This window comes from Dendronalium sp. ChiSLP03b (assembly GCF_034531165.2).
Taxonomy (GTDB): Bacteria; Cyanobacteriota; Cyanobacteriia; order Cyanobacteriales; family Nostocaceae; genus Dendronalium; species Dendronalium minutum.
This window is the reverse complement of the sequence record NZ_JAVRBR020000042.1, coordinates 143,084-165,139: the sequence shown is the minus strand read 5'-3', so window position 1 is coordinate 165,139 and position 22,056 is coordinate 143,084. Positions and strand designations below refer to the sequence as shown.

The window sequence follows — 22,056 nt, the reverse complement described above, 5'->3', positions numbered from 1 at the left end:
TAGATATTTTGAGTCTCGGCGTTTTTTTGTACCTTTTTTGCCGATTTTCAATTCATCTTAGCGAGCCCAATACCTACCTAGTTTCTCATGGTTCATATCTAGCAAGGTTTTTGGCTTTTTTTAACCGTCGAACTCACGTTACATTTAGAGCGAAAAGTCGAACGGGCATTCTTTGAGGCGGGGAAGGCATTGGCAGAATTACGTGATCGCAGGCTGTACCGTTCCACACATCGTACATTTGAGGAGTATTGCCGGGATAGATTTGGTCACAGTCGCCGCTAGTCTTATCTTTTAAAAAGCTGAAGTGCTTGTGTTTTAAGCGCTCTGTAATTGTTTGCGTAATTCGTGCCGGGGTTTAGTCATAAAGGGGTAAGCTTTGGGGCGACGTTTAGTGACTCGTGGTTCGCTGCGTGCGGGACGGTGACTTTTCACGAAAAGTCCTCAAGACCCGAAAAAGTGTGGCTTTTTCCACAGGCTAATTTTCAATAATTCTGAATTAATGAAAATAGCCAATGAAGAAATCAGAGCTTAGGAAACCATCAAAATGAGCTTTTCCACATACCGTGAAAAGTCAGGTTATATTCCTATCTAATGCATTTGGGTAATAATTCTCAGAGCATCTGTTTTTTCTTTAACCAAAATTTATTAAGTGCGATCGCAGTTTCTTTTTTGGAGTATTACCTATAAAAATCCAGCGTAACTCGTTGGTTAGAAAGCACTGTAAGTTATCAAACAAATCTTTGCCAAAATGGCGTGACTTTATAAATCAAAAATTGGTATAAAACTAAGAGACAAATTACTGACAACTATAAAACACTAATTCACTAATCCCCAAAAATGTATGTATTGTCATTAATGGGCATTAGATAATTTGTTATAACTCCTACCTCGTAACTTTCACGAGTAATATAACTCAAGCTTTAACTGTGAAGTAAAACATACAGCTAACAGATGAGAATCAAGGGAACTATCGAGGAATATTTAGCTTTGTCATATTTAGTTAGGATTCACTAGATGCATAAACCTGTGCTAACTATTTTTTACCAATTCAATCCTTGGCATACTACTATCGGAGGAATTCAAACCCTAGTTAGCCTGTTTATCAAGTATGCGCCTAGTGAATTCGCTCTGCGCTTTGTAGGAACGGGAAATGATAAATATCAGCCAAATCTGAAGTGGCAAAAAGCAGAATTTGCAGCTAGAGAAATTGATTTTCTGCCTCTATTTACTTTAGAAAATGATAATGTCCGGAGTTTAATACCAACTACGGTGAAGTATACAAATGCTCTTTTGGGGTGTTGTTTTGCTTCAGATTTTATGCATTTTCATAGGTTGGAACCAACTTTAGCTGCCTTGAATTGGCAGGGAGAAAAAACCCTGTTTATTCACAACGATATTCATACACAGATGCAAAGTGCAGGTGATAAAAAAGCGATTCTGTGGCGTAGGTTTCCGGCGGCATATTTTGCCTTAGAAAGTTTGTTAGTTCGTCAGTTTAGCCAAATTTTATCGTGCAATAGTGATTCGGTTGAATTGTATCGCCAGCGTTATCCCAGTATGGGCGATCGCATTGCCTATATTAAAAATTCATTTGACGACGAAATTTTCTATCCGTTGAGTCAGCAAGAACGGGAAACAAAAAGGCGCGAACTGGCTTTAATATTGGGTTTGGTTCCAGAAACGCGTTTTATTTTGTTTGCTGGTCGGCTGCATCCCCAGAAAGATCCGCTTTTGTTAGTACGTGCATTTGCAGCTTTAAATGAATCTTATACTCATCTACTCATCGCTGGAAATGGAGAATTAGCAACAAATATTCGTGCTGAAATTAATCGCCTTAGTTTAACTCAACGAGTAACAATGCTAGGAGCTATTAACCAAATAGAACTATCAAAGTTGCATCGTATCTGCAATGTCTTTGTCCTCAGTAGCGCCTACGAAGGTTTGCCTTTAGTCGTTCTAGAGGCACTTGCTAGCGGGACTCCGGTAGTCACAACTCGAACCGGTGAAACCCCAAAATTACTAACAGATGATAGTGGAGTAGTGTGTTCTCAACGTACTCCAGAATCGATCGCAGATAGTATACGCCGCGTGCTACTACATCCAGAAAATTATCCGAGTGTTTCTTGTGTGCGAACCGCACGTCCTTATGCTGCCCGCACTGTAATCGGCGATATCTACACAGAAATGCTCAATCGTTGGGAATTGCGAACCTTCTCAGTTGTGAGTTCTTAGTAGAACTAATTGTTTTTGGAAGGAATTTATGAAGATTGCTGTAATTGGTGTCAAAGGTCTACCGCCCAAACAGGGAGGCATTGAACATTACTGTGCAGAAGTCTATCCCCGAGTAGTAGCGCAGGGTCATAGTGTTGATTTATTCGCTCGCTCTTCCTACACTGACTGTCGTTGGTTTGAGAATTATGACTTTGGGGGTGTCCGAGTTATTTCCTTACCGACTTTCGATTTTAGAGGCATAGACGCTTTTATTAGCTCTGCTTTCGGAGCGATCGCTTGTTCTGCAAATCAGTACGATATCATTCATTTTCATGCCCTTGGCCCATCTCTATTTACTTGGTTGCCGAGACTAACACTCAAGCAGGCAAAAATTGTCGTTACCTGTCAGGGTTTAGACTGGCAACGTGCCAAGTGGGGGAATTTTTCGAGTCGTCTGATTCTCGCGGGAGAGAAAGCGGCAGTGCGCTTTGCCCATGGGCTAATTGTCGTCTCAAAAGATTTGCAATCCTATTTTTTGCAAACCTACGGTAGACAGACAGTCTATATTCCTAACGCTGCTGCTCACTATCCTGAGTCAGACCCTAATTTTTCCTATGGTACTTCTCTAAATTTAATGCAGGGACGCTATATGTTATTTTTGGGCAGACTTGTACCAGAAAAGCGTCCCGACTTACTCATTGAAGCTTTTTGTAAACTCAAACCACCAGGATGGAAACTTGTTCTGGCTGGTGGCATCAGCGATACAAAATCCTATGTATCCCAGTTATTAAATAGTATTGCCAATAATCGAGAAATCGTATTTGCAGGCGAACTGCGAGGAGAACGCCTAGCAGAAATTGTCAGAGGAGCAGGGTTATTTGTCTTACCTTCTGATGTGGAAGGACTACCTTTGGCGATGCTAGAGGCAATGCGTGAAGGTATTTCGGTAATGGGGAGTGACATTCCACCCCATCAGCAATTGTTAAGTGAGGGACGTGGCATACTCTTTCAAGCAGGAAATCTAGACTCGTGTATTAGTTGCCTTGATTGGGCTGTGAATCATCCGCAGGAATTAGCAACCATGGCTAGCAATGCTCAAAGGTATGTAGAACTCAACTATAGTTGGGAGCATATTACTGCTGAGAATTTGAAATTATATAGAACGCTGTTGAATTCCTCTGCAATTATCAAGACACCTGAACCTCATTCCATGAGAATGGCTGAATTGAGCAAACTCCAGCCAACTTCAAATACAATCGTTGTGCAGAAAACAGTAATTTCCGAACGCGCCACAGTATCAGAAAAATAAATCCCGTGCTTATTTTCAAGCAAGTCCCCACAGGTAATTGCATACAACGAGAATATGCAGATATCTGTTTCTAGTCCCCAGTCCCCCATCCCCAGTCCCCAGTCCCCAGTCCCTCATCCCCAATTCCCAGTCCCCAGTCCCCAATCCCCAGTCCCCAGTCCCCAGTCCCTCATCCCCAATTCCCAGTCCCCAGTCCCCAGTCCCCAGTCCCAATCCCCAACAGTAATTGAAGTGGAGAAAGCTAATGGGAAAAGAGATTTCATCTTTACTAGAGGTTTTTAAACGGCGTAGTCTACCTGCCATAGTTACATTTACTTCAGTCATTGCTGGTTCAGTTATATATTTGGCTGTCACCCCACGATTGTATAAAACATCAGGGCGGCTAATGCTAAACGAAAAACAAGTGAGTGTTTCTCAATTGGGCCGCGAACTCAGCCAAGTACCTTTAACTGCGCCAGGAGGTTCTAACCCACTGGCTACTCAAGCAGAATTAGTAAAGTCACAACAGGTTTTGCAAAAAGCGATCGCTCGGCTTTCTCCCCCAGAAAAAATCACAACCGGCAAAATCAATCAGTATTTGAAAGTAAAAGTTATTCCAGCTACAAACATTCTAGAACTGAGCTATGAATCGCCGAATCCTATTTTGGCTGCTAAGGTTCTGAATGCTGTGTCAGAAACAATGGTGCAGGAAAGTGCGGATGCAATTAGTTCAGAAGCTCGTTCTGTGAGGAAATTTTTAGAAGTTGAAGTTCCCAAACAGCGATCGCGGTTGAAAAAAGCTGAAGCAGCGGAAAGCATTTACAGACGAAACAGTGGCATAGTCGCAATTGAAGATCAAACCAGAACTCTAGTAGACAGTTTAGCAACATTGGAAAGTCAAGAGCGGACTCTTTTAAGCCAACTGCAAGAAATTCAGTCTCGCACTAATTACTTAGAGCAAATTACTAGAGCTGGCAATCTCAACAGTGCTTATTCAGCAGTGCGTGGTGGTGAGGATGATGAACTCAAAAAACTACGGGCTAAATTTGTGGACTTAGAGGCACAAATAGTTGAAGCTCGCGTGCGTTTTACAGATGATAATCCGACTTTGCTTAACTTGATAGAACGACGGAACGTTCTGCTTCAGTTGTATACACAAAAACTCGCTTTAGTGTCACCTCACAACAGTGCGATCGCTCCGGAAACAGTCGCCAACGATGAGCTTTCCCAGAATTTGACATCTCAACTGATTACTCAAAAAATCGAGCGATCGGCAGTGGAAAATAAGCTCAAGACTGTCCAAGCCCAACGCACTAAACTCCAAGCTAGTCTGGTAGAACTACCAATTAAACAAGAAATTCTCAACGCTCTGGTTCGCCAACGCATAGAAGCAGCAGATTCTCTCAAATTCCTACAAAGCAAATTTGAAGAAGCACGAATCGCAGAGGCTCAAATAGTCAGCAATATCCGCATTATTGCTAAAGCGACAGTACCCGATGAACCCGCATCGCCCAAGCAGTTAGTAGTCCTAGTAATTGCAAGTTTCTTCGGTGTGATTTTTGCCGTTGGGGTTGTGCTGTTACTGGAGGTGTTGGACAACACCTTGAGAGATGCGTCAGAGGCAGAGAAATTGCTCAAGTTGCCATTGCTAGGAACTTTACCACGTCTCACAGCTACAACTCTGAAGCTAGATTCAGCAGAAGATTTTCTAGATGATTTGGGTTTGGTTGAACCGTATCGAATGCTTCTCAAGACCCTAGAATTTCGCAGTCGTGGGAACTTGCAGTTGATTGTTGTCAGTAGCGCTCTCTCTGGTGAAGGTAAATCAATTGTAGTTTCACATCTAGCTACTGTCTGTGCCATGTTGTCGCGTCGGACATTGATTATTGATGCAGACTTGCATAGACCCGTACAACATCAATTGTTTAATTTAGCTGCAACGCCAGGAATTAGCGAGGTGCTGGAAAAAAATCAATCTCTAATGGACGCGATCCGCCCAACAGCAATTGAAAATCTTTCAGTCTTAACTTGTGGCGAACTACACCAACGTCCTTCTCAGGTACTAGAGTCTACAACGCTGAAATCTCTGATGACAGAAGCAGCAGCAAATTTTGATTTAGTAATTATAGATACTCCACCTCTGTGCGCGAGTATTGATGCTGCTACATTAACTCAACAAAGTCATGGAGTTGTGTTAGTTACTCGTCCCGGCTGGACTCACAAGGAGGTTTTGCAAAAGACAGTATCAGAATTAACTGAAAATGGCATACCTATACTGGGGGGTGTGGTGAATGATATGGCTACTGACTTGGAAAAGTATTACCGCAATTCTGTAAATGGATACAAATCAAACAGGCGTTTGACTGCTCAAGGATTGTCTAACACTTCTAGCGGTGAGGTCTGAAGATGTTAACCAATCAACGCTCAAGTCGCTCCTTAGCTTTGACAATTTTGCTTGGGTTGGCAGGTGTGGGAGCTGGTATAGTTGCAGGATTCTTGGCAGGGGCTAGCCCCAAGTTACTGGGTTTAGCTGTAGTTGCAGTAGGAATAGTTTGCTACTTCTTTACCAATTTTGAGCAATCAGTATTGGGGTTATTGATATTGCGTAGTTCTTTGGATATCTTCTCAGACCTACAGATACCAGCGGCCTTTGCTGTTGGGCTAGATGCTCTGGCTTTGCTGTATGTAATAGTCTCGTTGTTGACAGGTCACATTGTCCGCACCGATAGATTTTGGTGGTTTTTAGCTAGCTGGGTTTTGCTACAAGGCTTATGGCTCATCCTTCTACATTTAGGAGCATTAGGGGTAGACGCTTCATATTTGCCAGCTAGTATACGTGAGTGGGTACGTCTATTTTCTTGGGTCATGGTCTATTTACTAGTAATGCAGCTCAAGGATCGACTTCCTCCCCAAAAAGTAATTTCTTGGCTATTTTTAGCTCTCCCCTTACCGATCGCGATCGGGTTATTGCAAATACCTCAAGGAAGCGATCGCATCGTAGGCACTTTCGGTACAGCAAACACTTTTGCGACTTTTTTATTACTGTTTATCAGTCTCGTGTTGTGGAAGTTGAACTGGACACAGCAACACTGGTTTTGGTTGATGTTGTTGGGGTTACTGTGTTTTTTCTTTGTTAGTACCAAGAGCCTGTTTAGCTTAATGATGATTGCGGTTTTTGTTCTAGTTTTAATTACTCCTAGATTGAATATAGCCAAGCTAATTAGTGGAGTGTTGTTGTTGGGGTTAGTCATCGCCCTCTTTGCTAGTACGGAGTTTGGGCAACAACGTCTAGCCTCCATAGCTCAAACACCACTACTTAATCCAGACATCGATATATCACGAGCAATTCTGTTGTCACAAGGAGACTCTAATAGCTTTAATTGGCGGCTTTCTCAATGGCATTTACTACTTAATGCTTGGAAAAATAGTCCAATTTTTGGTTATGGTTTGGGGCTGAGTATGCCAGCGGCAGGCAATGACTTTCTTCCTCACAATGATTACATCCGAGCTTTAGTAGAAGGAGGAATCATTGGTTTAGTAACTTTTTTGGCGTTATTTGCTGCTCAGTTCACACATCTTTTGCGATTAATTCAGCAGACACCATACTGGAGTAAACAACGCAACTTGTGTTTTATTTTGCTAGCTATGCTGACATCCATACCTGTGGGAATGATTACCGAGAATATTTGGAGTCATACTACTTTCTTCTTTTATTGGTGGACTTTACTAGCAGTTGCTGGCTGGAATTGGAATGAACAGCAAATTAGAGAAGATATGACATCAAATAAATAGAATATCATTTCTTTAAATCAATCTTTCTAGTCTATTCAAGAGAAGTTTGGGTGACATTTATTTGGTCAAATAAATGAATAATACAATTAATTACCTACTCCAAGATTGGCGAATTAATCAGGATACAAGCTTCAAGTCTCGGTTGGTTTTATTAATGTTTCGCTTAAATGGAGCATTCATACATTTACCAATTTTCTGCAAATTTTTCTCTAGAATATATTGTATTATTTATCAAATAATAGTAGAGTATATATTAGGTATTGAATTACCTTGGAATACAAAAATTGGCTCTAATTTTAAGCTTCAACACGGTTATGGTTTGGTTGTTAATCATGAAACTGTAATCGGTACAAATTGTACTTTGAGACATTCGACAACTATTGGTAATAAAAAATTACCAGATGGTTCGATTAGTGCTTCACCGCAAATAGGTAACAATGTAGATATCGGCTCGAATGTTGTAATTATTGGCCCAATCAAACTTGGTGATAATGCTGTTATTGGAGCAGGTTCTGTAGTTGTAAAAGATGTTCCTCAAAGTGCTGTAGTCGCAGGCAACCCAGCAAAGATTATTCGTATGATAAACAGTACTTCGACTGACTTATATATACGCAATTTAGAAAACGCTTCAGAACTGCCTACTACTTTAAATTAATCTGGAACCTAATTATTGTCAGGTTGTCTATCAAATAAATGGTCGAACAATATCTTAATATTTCTGTAATTTTAAAATAGTAATTTTGAATTGCCTACTTTTTCGTATTTGGAGGCTGGCGAAATGAAAACAAGTTATTACCAGGCTATTAATTTTTTAGTACTCGATAAAAACCTTCGAGAAATGAGAGCGAGATTACAGACACATTATCATCATACAATCACAAATCCTATATGGACTGTGATATCTATACTGAGTCGATTTGTATTTTTTAGGAATTCAATAAAATCCTTATCTAGAGTTCCTGAATTAAATCACTATGATGTACAAAAATCTTTTTTTCCAAAAATTAATGTAGATCGGGTTGTTAATTCATTAAATAAATATGGTTGCTATTTAGGTATTAAACTACCAGATATTATTTACCAAGAAATAATGATGTTTGCTATGTCTACAGATTGTTATGGCAATTTAGATAGTAAATGCGGCTTTCTTTATTCTCAGAAAAAACAAGCAGAAGAAAAAAATAAAGCTCCTTTTTCTACCGCCACATATTTCAATGTAGATATTCTTTGTCCAGCAATTGAGAGACTAAGTAACGATCCAGCTATCAGAATGATTGCGGCCAAATATATGAAAACAGAGCCAATTTTCACAGATGCCAGGCTTTGGTGGACATTTGCTGTTAACGAAAAAAATTATGATTTTACTAAGACAGCTAGTTTCTTTCATTATGACCCAGATGACTATAGTTGTCTTAGATTTTTCTTTTACTTAACTGATGTAGATCTACAGAGTGGCCCCCACATTTGTATAAGTGGTAGCCATATTAAAAAAAAAGATGACCCAAATTATTTCTCTGACTCAACGAACAGATCGAGAAGTTCTTAACTCTTACAGCCATGAAGATGTTTTAACTATCTGTGGAGAAGCAGGTTCTGGTTTTATTGAAGACCCCTATTGTTTTCATAAAGCAACTCGCCCACTACTTAAGGATCGTTTGATATTGCAATTGAGATTTACGACCAGAGATTACGGCGTTCTCAAGAGTTCCATAAATCCATCTTTACTGAAAAATATTTTTGAATATAATTAATAGTGTTTTGATATACAAATTTACATTTATATGATTACGAATTTTGCAGATAAATATTCCACAACATGATAAAAGAACATCTAAATTTTAGGTTAAATTTTCTATTGATTTAATAAATGCAAAAACTTTCTTACATCTACAAAGCTAGTTATGAAATACAGGAAATTTGGTAATTCAGATTGGAGGTATGTGTCTTAAGATTATGAGTAGATTGAGAACTAAACTACATCAGCAAATACAGCAAGAAGAATTAGGATTAACTAAATCTATTGACATATCTTACACATCTGAGAGTCGGATGCGCCATCCCTTGAAGTTGTTCAAGGAAATGGGACGAGATTTATTAGCCTCCCGAGAATTAGCTTGGAGACTTTTAGTACGAGATATTAGCGCTCAATACCGTCAATCATTTCTAGGAATTTTTTGGGCATTTATTCCACCGATAATTACGGCAGCTGGTTTTACTTTTGCTAAAAGTAATGGCGTTATCAATATTGGTAATACAGAGTTACCATATCCTGCCTATGTCATGTTCAGTATGACACTCTGGCAAACCTTCACAGAGGCACTGAATGGCCCAATCCAAGCAGTAAACGATGCCAAGTCAATGCTGGCAAGAATTAACTTTCCCCATGAAGCACTAATTCTTGCCAAACTAGGAGAAGTATTTTTTAACTTTGGCATCAAGCTCATTTTAATTGTGGGTTTATTTATCTGGTTTCAAATCCCAGCTACTTGGAGCCTAATTTTAGCCCCAGTCGCATTAATTCATTTAGTATTGTTAGGAATATTTATTGGTTTATTGTTAGCACCGATAGGTGCTTTATACCAAGATTTTTCTAGGATATTAACTTTGATTATTGGATTTTGGTTGTTTCTTACGCCAGTAGTTTATCCAGTTCCTAGTAATGGAGTATTTGGCAGTATTTTGAAACTAAATCCGGTTACACCTTTATTAGTAACAACGCGAGAATTAGCAACAACAGGCGTTATATCAGACCCGGAGGGATTTTGGGTAGCAAGTTTAATTGCAATTTTAGGATTGCTGTTAGCTTGGATTATCTATCGTCTAGCAATGCCTTTTGTAATTGAGAGGATTAGTTCATAATTATGACGATTATCGATGAGCAAGAAATAGCAGCAAAGCCGCAGGATAGTAAAAGTGATATTATCCTTTCAGTTAAAGGAGTTTCTAAAAAGTTTTGTCGAGATTTGAAACAGTCTTTGATGTATGGTGTTCAGGATATAACCTCCGAATTATTAGGACTGCGGCAAAAGAGTAATAAACTACGAGAAAAAGAATTTTGGGCGCTAAATAATATCAGTTTTGAATTGCGCCGAGGAGAAGCATTAGGCTTAGTTGGTAAAAATGGTAGTGGAAAATCAACACTACTGCGAATTATTGCTGGTTTGATTAAGCCAGATAGTGGTTGTGTAGAAATTAAGGGTCGAGTAGCACCATTAATTGCCTTGGGAGCAGGATTTAATCCTATTTTGACAGGGCGAGAAAATATTTATGCCAATATGGCAATTTTGGGATTGTCCAAAAAGGAAATTGATGAGAGATTTGATGAAGTTATAGAATTTGCAGAAATTGGGGATGCAATTGATGCACCTGTGCAAACTTATAGTTCGGGAATGGCAGCTAGGTTAGGTTTTGCCAGTGCAATTCATACCGATCCAGATATTCTCTTAATTGATGAAGTATTAGCTGTGGGAGACGCTAAATTTCGAGCCAAATGCCATCGGAGATTAGCTAAACTTCGAGATAAAGGAACATCATTTATACTTGTTTCTCATAATTCTTTATCAATCATAGCTGTTTGTGAGACGGCAATTTATTTGTCAAAAGGTCAAATGCTTCTGAGTGAAAAATCGAGTTTTGTGATTGACAAATACGAAGAAGACTTATTTATAAATGGTAATAATAAAGATAAATTGGTGGCAGAAATTCTGCTGCCAGACCGTGCAGAATCGACAGGTTTACAAATAAAATCTTTATCATTCAGAGATAATGATGGCAACATTCTCGAACATCTTGTCAGTGGTAAACCTGCTTATCTCAACGTTCATGGTTATACATTTGAAAATCTATCTGATGTAAATTTAAGTGTTATTGTCAATTATTTGTCAGAATTAAATGAGGAAGTATTAGTTTTAAAATCTAGTTATGATGGGCAAGCATTCAATTTATCTCCAGGAAAATTTACTATACAACTTTATATGCCTTATTGTGGCTTAAAAGCAGGTGTATATTCAGCAAAAATTAATTTGAGTAATAGCCCATACTTTAATATTCTTGATTTTGTAGAATCATACAAATTTATAGTTAAAAATGATAAAAATATGAACAAATGTTTATATTATCAGCCAAGAAAGTGGAAGCTGATAAATTAATTTATTTTATGAGGAGAAAATATGAAATCACAAAAAATAGTAATTTGTGGAGAAGTATTTAGCAACAATATAGGAGACGCAATTATTGCTGAAACTTTCTCGTATCTAATTAAAACTTCAATGCCATCTATAAAGGTTGACTTTCTAGATTTATCACTTAGAGAAGAGTTAGATAAATATATTCTTCTTGAAGAAGAAATGCCCAGTATTGATGCTTCAAAAACATCGTTAAAACTTTTTATGTGGAAATTAATCATAAAAGTTTTTTCACATAGAGGTGCAACTACTTTATGGTGGTTTTTTAAATGGAGACCGCAGAGATATAGGCTTTATAAGCACAAATTAAAGGGAGCCTCAATGCTAATTATCGGAGGAGGGCAATTACTCGCTGATAACAACTTTGATTTTCCTTTAAAAATATATGGTGTTTCTCAATGTGCTAAAAAATTAGGTTTGCCTTTTTATTTCTATGGTTGTGGTGTTAGCTATCATTGGTCAAGGTTAGCCACCTTTTTATTTAGTCAAGCTTTGAATCATGCCACAAGTATTACTGTTAGAGATATTGAATCTCTGAACAGGTTATCTAAACGTATACCAGGAATCCTAACAAAATTAAATGCTTCTCATGATATAGCAACTTGCTGTGCAGAAGCTTATGGAATTCACAGAAAAGAAAATTCCCAGTACATAGGGTTAGGAGTTGCTGAGCCTGATGTCTTAAAAAGACATTCAAAGGAAGTAGTAAAAGACTTTTTTTCTGAAAATAAGTTATTAACTTTTTGGAGTGGTATTGTTCATGAACTTATTACCAGGAAATTACAATTTAAGTTTTTTACGAATGGTTCTGCTACTGACCAATTATTCGCAGAAGCAATAGTCAATTCCTTAGTTGAATCACGCGATCGCTCTGATGTTCTTCTGCCAAGACCTACAAGTGGTAAGGCACTTGTCGAAACAATCAGTGATTTTCGAGGAATTGTAGCTTTTAGATTACATGCTTGTATAGTAGCCTATTCTTTAGGTATCCCAGTTATTGGTATCAAATGGGATGATAAATTAGAAAGCTTTTTTAAGGAAAGCAAGCAAGAAAATTATTGTTTTGAAGCAAGCAGTATTACTTCTGCAAAATTGGTTGATAGTTTAGTCAGTACTATTTCCCAAGGAGTTGATACAAATACATTGAATTCCATGAAAATGAAAACTATTCAGGAGGTGGAAAAACAGTTATTAGTAGCAACACAATCATCTTAATTGTAGAAATCAAATAATCATAAAAATCGTTTAAATATCTAGCTAATTTTTATGGACTCACATCCAACTCTTCAAGTACTGCTAGTTCCAGATTCAATACATTGGGTTACAGGCACGATTGCTACTGAAATTTCTAATAAAGTTCCAGGAATTGAAGCATATATCTGTTCTGAACCTGTTTTACATGAGTTACTCTCACTCTGTAATGGACGCTTTCCACTGCCATTAGATATTGTCCATTTTCTTACTCCCCATATAGCCACTGCTTTATTTCCTACCTTTTCAGAAACTACAGCTTGTGTTGCAACCATACACCATTTTGAAAATGTATGGAGTATTGAACCTGCACCTTATGTAGACAGTATTATGACTGTTTGCTCCCAATGGCATGATTTTTTAATTGAAAAAGGTATTGCTGAAGATCGGCTAGTGATGGTTCGTAATGGCGTGAACATAAAACTTTTCCATCCTGCTGATGAAGAAGAACGTAAGAATTTGCGTCGTCGGTACGGAATTCCAGACGATGTTTTTGTTATTGGGTTTTCTGCAAAAAGGTCAAGTGATTCGTGTAATCGAAAAGGTATCAATATTCTGGAAAAGCTTATTGATGAAAGTAGTACAAACTTTGCATCTGCTTGGTGGGTTATACGAGGTCCAGGTTGGCAATCGCTCGTTCAACAAAAGAGACAAAATGGAGCCAGAATAACACATTTACCCTTTTTATTAGAAAAAGATGATGTTGCTGAAAGCTATCGGTTAATGGATGCATACATTGTAACGGCACGTATTGAGGGTGGGCCAGTACCGTTAATTGAAGCAATGAGTTCGGGGCTTTGCTGTGTAACTACTGAGGTTGGTTTAGCTCCAGAGTTAATCCAGGATGGCACTAATGGTTTTCTTGCTGGATTTGATGATACTGCAATGTTTTTAAAAAGGCTTACAGCCCTAGAGAAGGATCGAGAAATGCGCCAACGCATTGGCATGGCTGCACGGCAAACTATAGTAGACAATCTCAAATGGGAACAAACATTGAGCAGTGTTCCCGAGCTTTATCAGACAGCTATTTCTGCATTCAGGAGAAGAACATTATCATCTCCCAATTTTAAGGATAATTCTCGATTTCAAACTGTCACAGAATGGTCAAAAAGATGTTTGAAAAACTGGATTACTGATAGAGAGTTGTTAGTCCTTATTGACCTACTACAAGACGAGGGAGAATCCGAAATTACCCGTCAGTTAGCTAATTCAGTACTACTGAAGAAACCTCTTAATCAAGAAGCATTATCTCTATATGGTTCTCACTCTAGTATCTCTAGCCTACTAAAGCTAGCCAAAAAAACAAAAATAGCAATGAGAAGAGTAATATCGAAAGCAATTACTGTTACAAAACCTTCAAGAATATCTTAACTTCCAATTTCCTAAGGCGAATTCAAGCGATCGCCTGGTCTTTATAACTAGAACCTATGGTCTCCGTTAAAGAAAAAGTAGGCAAGCAACTAAAAAGGAGATATATGCATGAAGTTGAGAGAAATTTTTACTTAAAATTCAAAATTTATTTAAAGCATAGCAGTTAAAAAAACTTTTATATAACTATATACTTTCAACAAATAAAATTTATTTAGTGAGGTTGACGATAAAAGTATGCGTATTGGATTTGCGACAACAGAATATGTAACTGAAAAATATTTTAGTGGTGGTTTGGCTAACTATCTACATCGAGTCGCCAAGGCATTGTTGTTTTTAGGGCATGAGGTTCATATTGTAGTTCTCTCAGAAATCGATAGGGCTGAATTTAAATATGAAGGTATTCAAGTTCATCGCCTAACCTTAGGAAAAATACAGCGAATACTAAATAAACTAAGTCAATACAGTATATGCCAAACTTTACAATGTCTGGACTTTAGCTTTCAGGTTTATTGCAAACTTTTAGAGTTACACAAGCAGCAGCCTTTCGATATTGTTCAGTTCCCAGATTGGGATGCGTGTGGTGTTGTTTCAAGCCTTCTTTTACCTATTCCACAGGTAACACGTATTTCTGCATATCGTCCAGCTTGGTATGAAAGCTCTGGGGAACAGCGCGATCGCGATGAGCAAATTATAGAGTGGTTAGAATGGCTACAAATGCGCCTGAGCAAACATATCTATGCGCCAAGTTATACTCTCAAGCGACTACTAGCTGAGGAAGCAAAAATAACTCATGTTCGGGTTATTCGCACACCTTTTTATTTAGAAACATCGGATTGGGATTTATCTGTCTTCAATGAATACTTACAAGGCAAAAAATATTTACTATTCTTCGGTCGTTTTCAAGTCCATAAAGGATTTCATATATTAGCTCAAGCGCTACCTCAAGTCTTTGAGAAGCATCTAGACTGTCATGCTGTCTTTGTAGGACAGGATGTACCATCTTCTCTTGCACCTTCCATGAAGGAATATGCCCTTTCTTTGTGTAGTCAGTATATAGAACGACTCATCTTTATCGATCGGATACGCCATACCCAGCTCTATCCTGTTATCGCAGGGGCTAAACTTGTTGTCTTACCCTCTCTAATTGATAACTTACCAAATGCTTGTTTAGAAGCTATGGCATTGGGTAAACCTATCATTGGGACAGTTGATGCTAGTTTTGAGGAACTGCTGACCGAGGGAGAAACAGGCTTTCTTGTACCTGTGGGTGAAGTAAACGCACTAGCTATCAAAATAAATGAAGTATGGATGCACCCTAATTTAAATGAAATTGGTCAAGCAGCAAAGTTGAAAGTTCAAGAATTTGCCATTGAAAACACAGTAAAAGAACTTCTTCACTACTATGAAAAGGTAATTAAAACTATTAAATATGCTTAAATTTTATAAGGTAATAATAAATGCCTAAAGTTACAGTTTTAATGCCAGTTTATAACGGAGAACGCTATCTTCGAGAAGCGATAGATAGCATTCTTGCTCAGACATTCCCAGATTTTGAGTTCTTAATTATTAATGACGGCTCTACAGATAACACGCGAGAAATCATCTGTTCCTATGACGAACCACGTATCCGGTTAATAGATAACGATTACAACCTCGGCTTAACGCGAAGCCTAAATAAGGGACTGAAATTAGCTGAAGGGGAATTTATTGCTCGTCAAGATGCGGATGACGTTTCAGAACCCGAAAGGTTAGCTAAACAAGTTACTTTTTTGAAAACCCACCCCGAAGTAACACTAGTAGGTACATGGTACAAATATATCGATCCACAAGGAAGCTTAATAGGAGAATGCAATTTACCATGTAAAAGCACACAAATTCGTTGGGAAATTTTGTTTTATTGCCCTTTTGTACATAGTGCTGTGATGTTTCGTAAATACACCATTGTGGAACAGATTGGATTTTACAATGAAGCTTTGTCTTATGCTCAAGATTATGATTTATGGTGGAGAATTGTCCGTCAACTACAAGTTGCAAACCTAAATGAATATCTCATTAAGCTGCGGAGCAATCCTGACTCTATGACAGCTACTTATGGAAATATAGTTGATGATGAGCCACTGCAAATCAACTGTACTAACATAGGATATTTACTGGGGTGGGAAAAAACCAAGACGTGGAATGATGGCGTATTTTTGAGAGCAATGACCTTGTTTTGGATAGGAACTTCAGATGAGCTAAAAGATTTAACTCTTGTAGATTTAAATCAAATCATAGAAGAAATATTCAGAATACACCAAGATTTTTGCAAATACTATAATCTCGATGGTAAAGAATGTAAAAAACATCGTAACCAAGTTTATGCTCAGATTATTGATCGGTTATTTGAGCTAATTTACTACTACTGGAAAAAAGATAAATTCACTGCTTTGCAGCTTTTGAATAGAGCTTGCCGTCTGAATTTTAGTATTTTGTTGACTAAAAAAATTATGAATTTATTTCTTAAGTTTATTATAGGAGCGCAGTTAGTCAGAGAGATTCGACAGGTGACTCAAGAGAATCTGAAACTAGAACAAAACTGAGAATGAGAAATGCCATGGAAATAGCTTATATTATATCAGCATATAAATATCCACAGCAATTAATACGTCTTGTCAATAGATTAAATGTAGACAAAACATCTTTCTTGATTCATGTGGATAAAAAAACAAATAACGAAATATATCAAGAAATGGTTCAAGGATTATCCAAGTATTCAAATGTTTACTTTCTTGAGAGACACAAATGCTATTGGGGTGATTTTGGTCATGTTTTAGCTTCTATCAAAGGAATCAAAAAAATATTTGATAGTCAAATATCTTGCGACTACATTAAGCTTTTAACAGGACAATGTTATCCAATCAAATCTAGTCAACAAATTCGAGATTTTTTAAAACAGATTAATTATTATTCTCTTGTAAATTTTTTTCCTTTACCAAGCGATGTATGGATAAAGGGGGGAGAACACAGAGGGGGAATAGATAGAATTGAATATTTTTATTTCAATCTGTTTAATAAACGCTTCCAAGCATCATTGTTTCAATACCAATTGAAACGCAAATTTCCAAAAGACTTTAAACCATTTGGAGGTTCTTCATATTGGTGTTTTTCACGAGAACTTGCAGAATATGTCAACAATTTCGTTAGTCAAAATCTATGTTTTACCAATTTTTTTAAAAATGTAGCGGTTCCTGATGAAATTTTCTTTCAAACCATTATTATGAATTCACCCTTCAAAGAAAAAATAATAAATAACTGTATGACCTATACACAATGGTTAGATTCTTCGGATAGTCCAGAAATATTGGGTATTAACGATTTCAATAAATTGTCTCAGTCATCTTGTTTGTATGCCCGAAAATTTGATGCCAGTCAAGATTCACAAATATTAGACTTAATCGACAAATATCTTTTGTAATAATGAAATGAACAGCAATTCACTAGTGTCTGTAATTACCATTTTTTTCAATGCCGAGAAATTTATTCAAGAAGCAATAGAAAGCGTATTTGCCCAAACCTACAAGAATTGGGAACTATTATTGGTCGATGATGGTTCTATGGATGGCAGTACTGTAATTGCTCGTGAGTACGCAAACAAATATCCTGAAAAAGTGCGTTATCTAGAACATGAAGACCACCAGAATCGAGGTATGAGCGCAGCGCGCAATCTAGGTATCCGTAATGCTAGAGGTGAGTACATTGCTTTTTTAGATGCTGATGATGTTTGGTTAGCGCAAAACCTGGAACAACAAGTAGCAATACTTCATACTCACCCTGAAGCCGGTATGGTTTATGGTAATACTCAATATTGGTATAGCTGGACAAAAAATCCAGAGGATACTCAAAAAGAATTTTGTGACAAGGTGGCAGAAGTAACTAAAAAACCTAATACTTTGTTCAAACCTCCAACACTACTAACCATCTTTTTACAAAAGAGCGGCGCTGTACCTTGTACCTGTAGCCTCATGGTCAAACGTGAAATACTAGAAGCGATCGCCGGATTTGAAGAGAGCTTTCGCGGACTCTATGAGGATCAAGTTTTTTATGCCAAAGTCTGTCTGAAAGCGCCTGTATTTGTAACGAATGAATGTTGGGCAAAATATCGACAGCATTCAAACTCCTGCTGTTCTAGTACCCATAACACAGAGAAGGAATATGAAGGACGGTTGTTTTTTTTGAAATGGTTAGAGAAGTATTTGACTGAACAGGGAGCCAAAGATACAGAGGTCTGGCAAGCTCTTCAAAAACACTTATGGGCTTATCGCCATCCAATGTTATCAAAACTAACAAAGCCTACTCAACATTTTGTAGAAAAGATGACTTTTAACTTTACAAACCTAATTCTCATGAATAAAAAACAATTGAAGGAAATCGCACAGCAAAAATTACCATCACCTCTCTACCATTTGTTACGTTCTCAAGTACTCGGTGAGAAATATAGTCCACCAACAGGAATGGTGAATTTCGGTTCCTTGCGACGGTTAACTCCCATAAGTCGGGATTTTGGCTACAATCGAGGTCTTCCCATCGATCGCTACTATATAGAAAATTTTCTTGAGCGTCAGGCTAATGATGTCCAAGGACGAGTATTAGAGATTGGCGACGCATCATATACACGCAGATTTGGTGGCGATCGCGTTACTCAAAGTGATGTACTACATGTAATAGAAGGGAACCCAGAGGCGACTATTGTCGGCGATCTGACTAAGGCAGATAATATCCCATCAGACGCTTTTGACTGTGTGATTTTAACGCAGACATTGCACCTTCTCTACAATATGCAAGTGGCTCTAGCAAACCTCTACCGCATCCTAAAGCCCGGTGGTATCTTACTAGTAACCGTTCCTGGTATTAGTCAAGTAGTCAAATGCGAATGGGGTGATGATTGGTGTTGGGCGCTAACGACTCAATCAGCACGGTTGTTATTTGAAGAGAAATTTCCCAAAACCAACGTTCGAGTTGAAACTTATGGGAATGTTTTAGCAGCGATCGCCTTTTTGCAAGGACTTGCTGTCAAAGATTTACGCCAGAAAGAACTCGATTACCAAGATGATGAATACCAAGTATTAATTACTGTTAGGGCAGTAAAACCAGAGGTGGCATCATGAATATCAGCTTGGTTAAGAAATTGCCAACTCCTGTATACCATTGGCTGCGAGATATCCGGTATGGTCGCTTACCAATGGGAAGCATAAATCTTGGTAGCTTAGGACGAATCAAGCCAATTAGACCTAACTTCGGTTTAGATCGGGGTTTAGCGATTGACCGCTACTATATTGAAAATTTTCTAGCTCGTTACTCTGAAGATATTCAAGGAAATGTACTAGAGATTAAGGAACCCCTCTACACAGATAAATTTGGTGGCGATCGCATTACAAAAAGCGACGTACTTCACGTGGAAGCAGGTAATCCCAGAGCAACTATCGTGGCAGATTTAACCAACGCAAATCATCTCCCATCCGACACCTTTGACTGCATCATCCTGACTCAAACACTGCCATTTATCTACGATGTCCGAGCCGCAATTAAAACTCTTCACCGCATTCTCAAGCCAGGAGGTGTTTTACTCGCCACTGTACCAGGTATTACTCAAATCAGTCATGATGATATGACTCGTTGGGGTCAATACTGGAGTTTCACCACTCTCTCCACACAGCAACTATTAGAGGAAGCTTTTGACCGAGACAAAATACAAGTTACAGCCTGTGGAAACGTGTTGAGTGCGATCGCTTTTTTGCACGGCATTGTAACTGAAGAACTAGAGCAATCAAAGCTAGACTATCACGACCCTGAATACCAGGTTTTAATTACAGCTAGAGCTGTAAAGGAATAAGTCAATGGAGTTAAGTACAGAAATAGAACGCCTAGAGCTTAACGATATAAAGAACGCATCCCAATTTTATAACAATCGCTATGAAGGCGATTACATGGATGAATGGCCTACCCGAAAAAAGAGACGCGTGTACGAACTGCTTTTGGAACTAGGCCTTCCTGAAGAAGGAATAGCTCTCGACTTTGGTTGTGGAACAGGTGTTTTTACTTCTGTCATCAAGCAGGCTTTCCCGCGATGGCAAGTATGCGGTACGGATTTAAGTTCTGTCGCATTAGAAAAGGCTAAAGCCAAGAATCCAAATTGTGATTTTTTCAGACTTGATGACCCTACTTTAATTTACTGTAAGTTTGACTTCATTTTCAGTCATCACGTTCTCGAACATGTATCAGACATTGATGAAACCTGGATACTATTATCGCAACTAAGCAAACCGGGAACTAGAATGCTTCACATCTGTCCGTGTGGAAATGAAGGCAGCTTTGAACACAATCTTTGTCGGCTTAAAAAGAATGGATTGAGGCAGCACCCTAAAAATACTTTTTTTTATGAAGATCGAGGGCATCTTAGAAGACTCGATACTCAGCAAATGCGATCGCTTGCTGCCAAATATGGTTTTGATGTCTGCCTAGAGTATTATGCATGGCATCACTATGAAGCAATCGAAGGAATCATAGAGGAAGGGCTTGACTACGTTCGCTATCTAACCGATCCAATTCAGGCAGCCAATGATGCAGCCCAGAATAAATTACACCGTTTAAGAAAACAGTTGCAAACAATCGCCATGCTCCGCACGCTAACAGACATTGTTAATCGGCGACAGCAAAAACCGGAAAAGTCCTGGAAAGACTACGCTGTAATTGCGATCTTAAAACCTTTAACAGCGATTCCATGGCTGACAAGCCGCATCCTAAAATGGTTAGCAGATAATGAGTGGCATCAGAGACGCAAAGATCCTAAAGGTGCGGAGATGTATTTCCTTTTCAAACTCTCTGAATGCTAATCCAATGCTACACCAACAGGTAGTTTTAGAGGCATGAAAGAACGAAACAATGATTCTAGGCACACTCAGCAACAAAGCTCAACACACTGTTGGGCAACTGAAAAATAAAATTTTCCCTGGCGCGCTCATCTTAATGTACCACCGGGTAACTGAGACAGATTCAGACCCTTGGTCATTATGTGTGACACCAAAACACTTCGCCGAACACTTAGAAGTTTTACGACAATATGGCTATCCTCTGCATTTACAGCAATTGACAAAAAGGCTTAGCGATCGCCAATACATAAATCGGTCAATTATAGTTACATTTGATGATGGTTATGCAGATAACTTCTATCATGCCAAACCGTTATTGGAAAAGTACGATATCCCAGCAACAGTTTTTGTTACCACTGGCGGTATTGACCAAAAGCGTGAATTTTGGTGGGACGAACTAGAGCAACTGCTATTGCAACCCGGTACATTACCAGACTTACTCCAATTAAATATTAATGGCAGAACCTACCAATGGAAATTAAGAGAAACAACACATTACAGTGAAGCCGATCTTCAGCGCGATCGCCATTGGCAAAGCGACAGAAAACCAAAACAAGCTCCTACCCTACGCTATAATCTCTATCGCTCACTGTATCTAATCTTGCAGTTTTTATCTGTCAACGAGCGAAGTAAGTTACTAGATGAACTAATTATCTGGGCAAACGCTGAACTTGTAGGGCGATCGACCCATCGCTCTCTTTCCAAAGAGGAGATGCTTGGATTAGAGTCAGGGGGACTGATCGAAATTGGTGCCCACACTGTAACACACCCCTTTCTTTCTCAACTTTCCATAGTCTCGCAACAGGATGAAATTCAGCAAAGTAAAGACTACCTGGAGAAAATCTTAGGGCATGCGATCGCGAGTTTTTCATATCCTCATGGTAGCTACACAACGGAGACTACTTCCATTATCCAAGAAGCTGGATTTACCTGCGCCTGTTCTAGCATCGTTGGTAAAGTTCGGCAGCATAGCAACTTTTTCCTGTTACCTCGTGTTGTGGTTAAAGATTGGGACGGAGAAACCTTTGCTCATTGGTTGTCAAGGTTTTTTTAA

19 protein-coding genes are annotated in these 22,056 nt (G+C 38.5%); 18 read left to right on the top strand and 1 reads right to left on the bottom strand.

What is annotated here, in order from left to right:
• Positions 1-1,014 precede the first annotated feature (1,014 nt).
• Together RMY31_RS10665 and RMY31_RS10660 are read left to right on the top strand one after the other, a co-directional pair.
• Positions 1,015-2,232 (top strand): glycosyltransferase, encoded by a 1,218-nt coding sequence (locus tag RMY31_RS10665; RefSeq protein WP_322661168.1) that lies wholly within the window; start codon positions 1,015-1,017, stop codon positions 2,230-2,232.
• A gap of 28 nt (positions 2,233-2,260) precedes the next feature.
• On the top strand, positions 2,261-3,520 hold the full coding sequence (locus RMY31_RS10660; RefSeq protein WP_322661170.1) for a glycosyltransferase family 4 protein: 1,260 nt from the start codon (positions 2,261-2,263) through the stop codon (positions 3,518-3,520).
• Positions 3,521-3,535: 15 nt separating this feature from the next.
• Here RMY31_RS10660 and RMY31_RS10655 read toward each other — a convergent pair whose 3' ends face one another.
• Positions 3,536-3,844: a hypothetical protein gene (locus tag RMY31_RS10655; RefSeq protein ID WP_409877830.1), complete on the bottom strand. Its 309-nt coding sequence runs from the start codon at positions 3,842-3,844 to the stop codon at positions 3,536-3,538.
• Positions 3,845-3,905: 61 nt separating this feature from the next.
• Here RMY31_RS10655 and RMY31_RS10650 point away from each other — a divergent pair, with 61 nt between their 5' ends.
• From RMY31_RS10650 to RMY31_RS10575, 16 genes are all read left to right on the top strand, one after another.
• Entirely contained in the window at positions 3,906-5,903 is a 1,998-nt protein-coding gene (locus RMY31_RS10650; RefSeq protein WP_409877829.1) for a GumC family protein, read from the top strand.
• Positions 5,904-5,905: 2 nt separating this feature from the next.
• Positions 5,906-7,291, top strand: a complete 1,386-nt coding sequence (locus RMY31_RS10645) for an O-antigen ligase family protein (protein WP_322661174.1) — start codon at positions 5,906-5,908, stop codon at positions 7,289-7,291.
• Positions 7,292-7,364: 73 nt separating this feature from the next.
• Positions 7,365-7,946 (top strand): serine O-acetyltransferase, encoded by a 582-nt coding sequence (locus RMY31_RS10640; RefSeq protein ID WP_322661176.1) that lies wholly within the window; start codon positions 7,365-7,367, stop codon positions 7,944-7,946.
• Between the two features lie 123 nt (positions 7,947-8,069).
• Entirely contained in the window at positions 8,070-8,837 is a 768-nt protein-coding gene (locus tag RMY31_RS10635; RefSeq protein ID WP_322661179.1) for a hypothetical protein, read from the top strand.
• Positions 8,788-9,042: a hypothetical protein gene (locus tag RMY31_RS10630; RefSeq protein WP_409877828.1), complete on the top strand. Its 255-nt coding sequence runs from the start codon at positions 8,788-8,790 to the stop codon at positions 9,040-9,042. Before RMY31_RS10635 ends, RMY31_RS10630 begins: the two co-directional genes overlap by 50 nt.
• A 298-nt stretch (positions 9,043-9,340) precedes the next feature.
• Positions 9,341-10,150 carry an ABC transporter permease gene (locus RMY31_RS10625; protein WP_322661287.1) on the top strand — a complete coding sequence of 270 codons (810 nt, stop codon included), beginning with the start codon at positions 9,341-9,343 and terminating at the stop codon, positions 10,148-10,150.
• A 2-nt stretch (positions 10,151-10,152) separates the two neighbouring features.
• Positions 10,153-11,439 carry a polysaccharide ABC transporter ATP-binding protein gene (locus RMY31_RS10620; protein WP_322661181.1) on the top strand — a complete coding sequence of 429 codons (1,287 nt, stop codon included), beginning with the start codon at positions 10,153-10,155 and terminating at the stop codon, positions 11,437-11,439.
• Positions 11,440-11,460: 21 nt separating this feature from the next.
• Complete coding sequence (locus RMY31_RS10615; protein ID WP_322661183.1) at positions 11,461-12,690, top strand: polysaccharide pyruvyl transferase family protein; 1,230 nt, start codon at positions 11,461-11,463, stop codon at positions 12,688-12,690.
• Positions 12,691-12,741: 51 nt separating this feature from the next.
• The gene (locus tag RMY31_RS10610; protein WP_322661185.1) at positions 12,742-14,097 is read left to right on the top strand and encodes a glycosyltransferase family 4 protein; all 1,356 of its coding nucleotides are present in this window, start codon (positions 12,742-12,744) and stop codon (positions 14,095-14,097) included.
• 234 nt (positions 14,098-14,331) lie between these two features.
• Positions 14,332-15,534, top strand: a complete 1,203-nt coding sequence (locus RMY31_RS10605) for a glycosyltransferase family 4 protein (protein WP_322661187.1) — start codon at positions 14,332-14,334, stop codon at positions 15,532-15,534.
• 20 nt (positions 15,535-15,554) lie between these two features.
• Positions 15,555-16,676 carry a glycosyltransferase family 2 protein gene (locus tag RMY31_RS10600; RefSeq protein ID WP_322661189.1) on the top strand — a complete coding sequence of 374 codons (1,122 nt, stop codon included), beginning with the start codon at positions 15,555-15,557 and terminating at the stop codon, positions 16,674-16,676.
• Between the two features lie 14 nt (positions 16,677-16,690).
• Positions 16,691-17,551, top strand: a complete 861-nt coding sequence (locus RMY31_RS10595; protein WP_322661192.1) for a beta-1,6-N-acetylglucosaminyltransferase — start codon at positions 16,691-16,693, stop codon at positions 17,549-17,551.
• Between the two features lie 7 nt (positions 17,552-17,558).
• Complete coding sequence (locus RMY31_RS10590; protein WP_322661194.1) at positions 17,559-19,241, top strand: glycosyltransferase; 1,683 nt, start codon at positions 17,559-17,561, stop codon at positions 19,239-19,241.
• Positions 19,238-19,966 carry a methyltransferase domain-containing protein gene (locus RMY31_RS10585; RefSeq protein ID WP_322661196.1) on the top strand — a complete coding sequence of 243 codons (729 nt, stop codon included), beginning with the start codon at positions 19,238-19,240 and terminating at the stop codon, positions 19,964-19,966. The genes RMY31_RS10590 and RMY31_RS10585 overlap by 4 nt, the downstream gene beginning before the upstream one ends.
• 4 nt (positions 19,967-19,970) lie before the next feature.
• Positions 19,971-20,966 (top strand): class I SAM-dependent methyltransferase, encoded by a 996-nt coding sequence (locus tag RMY31_RS10580; RefSeq protein WP_322661198.1) that lies wholly within the window; start codon positions 19,971-19,973, stop codon positions 20,964-20,966.
• A gap of 49 nt (positions 20,967-21,015) precedes the next feature.
• Positions 21,016-22,056: a polysaccharide deacetylase family protein gene (locus RMY31_RS10575; protein ID WP_322661200.1), complete on the top strand. Its 1,041-nt coding sequence runs from the start codon at positions 21,016-21,018 to the stop codon at positions 22,054-22,056.

What these genes read in the sequence shown, in the direction of transcription:
- RMY31_RS10665 (WP_322661168.1), top strand. Translation starts at nt 1,015, where the DNA reads ATGCATAAACCTGTGCTAACTATTTTTTACCAATTCAATCCTTGGCAT.
- RMY31_RS10660 (WP_322661170.1), top strand. Translation starts at nt 2,261, where the DNA reads ATGAAGATTGCTGTAATTGGTGTCAAAGGTCTACCGCCCAAACAGGGA.
- RMY31_RS10655 (WP_409877830.1), bottom strand. Translation starts at nt 3,844, where the DNA reads ATGACTGAAGTAAATGTAACTATGGCAGGTAGACTACGCCGTTTAAAA.
- RMY31_RS10650 (WP_409877829.1), top strand. Translation starts at nt 3,906, where the DNA reads ATGCTAAACGAAAAACAAGTGAGTGTTTCTCAATTGGGCCGCGAACTC.
- RMY31_RS10645 (WP_322661174.1), top strand. Translation starts at nt 5,906, where the DNA reads ATGTTAACCAATCAACGCTCAAGTCGCTCCTTAGCTTTGACAATTTTG.
- RMY31_RS10640 (WP_322661176.1), top strand. Translation starts at nt 7,365, where the DNA reads ATGAATAATACAATTAATTACCTACTCCAAGATTGGCGAATTAATCAG.
- RMY31_RS10635 (WP_322661179.1), top strand. Translation starts at nt 8,070, where the DNA reads ATGAAAACAAGTTATTACCAGGCTATTAATTTTTTAGTACTCGATAAA.
- RMY31_RS10630 (WP_409877828.1), top strand. Translation starts at nt 8,788, where the DNA reads ATGACCCAAATTATTTCTCTGACTCAACGAACAGATCGAGAAGTTCTT.
- RMY31_RS10625 (WP_322661287.1), top strand. Translation starts at nt 9,341, where the DNA reads ATGCGCCATCCCTTGAAGTTGTTCAAGGAAATGGGACGAGATTTATTA.
- RMY31_RS10620 (WP_322661181.1), top strand. Translation starts at nt 10,153, where the DNA reads ATGACGATTATCGATGAGCAAGAAATAGCAGCAAAGCCGCAGGATAGT.
- RMY31_RS10615 (WP_322661183.1), top strand. Translation starts at nt 11,461, where the DNA reads ATGAAATCACAAAAAATAGTAATTTGTGGAGAAGTATTTAGCAACAAT.
- RMY31_RS10610 (WP_322661185.1), top strand. Translation starts at nt 12,742, where the DNA reads ATGGACTCACATCCAACTCTTCAAGTACTGCTAGTTCCAGATTCAATA.
- RMY31_RS10605 (WP_322661187.1), top strand. Translation starts at nt 14,332, where the DNA reads ATGCGTATTGGATTTGCGACAACAGAATATGTAACTGAAAAATATTTT.
- RMY31_RS10600 (WP_322661189.1), top strand. Translation starts at nt 15,555, where the DNA reads ATGCCTAAAGTTACAGTTTTAATGCCAGTTTATAACGGAGAACGCTAT.
- RMY31_RS10595 (WP_322661192.1), top strand. Translation starts at nt 16,691, where the DNA reads ATGGAAATAGCTTATATTATATCAGCATATAAATATCCACAGCAATTA.
- RMY31_RS10590 (WP_322661194.1), top strand. Translation starts at nt 17,559, where the DNA reads ATGAACAGCAATTCACTAGTGTCTGTAATTACCATTTTTTTCAATGCC.
- RMY31_RS10585 (WP_322661196.1), top strand. Translation starts at nt 19,238, where the DNA reads ATGAATATCAGCTTGGTTAAGAAATTGCCAACTCCTGTATACCATTGG.
- RMY31_RS10580 (WP_322661198.1), top strand. Translation starts at nt 19,971, where the DNA reads ATGGAGTTAAGTACAGAAATAGAACGCCTAGAGCTTAACGATATAAAG.
- RMY31_RS10575 (WP_322661200.1), top strand. Translation starts at nt 21,016, where the DNA reads ATGATTCTAGGCACACTCAGCAACAAAGCTCAACACACTGTTGGGCAA.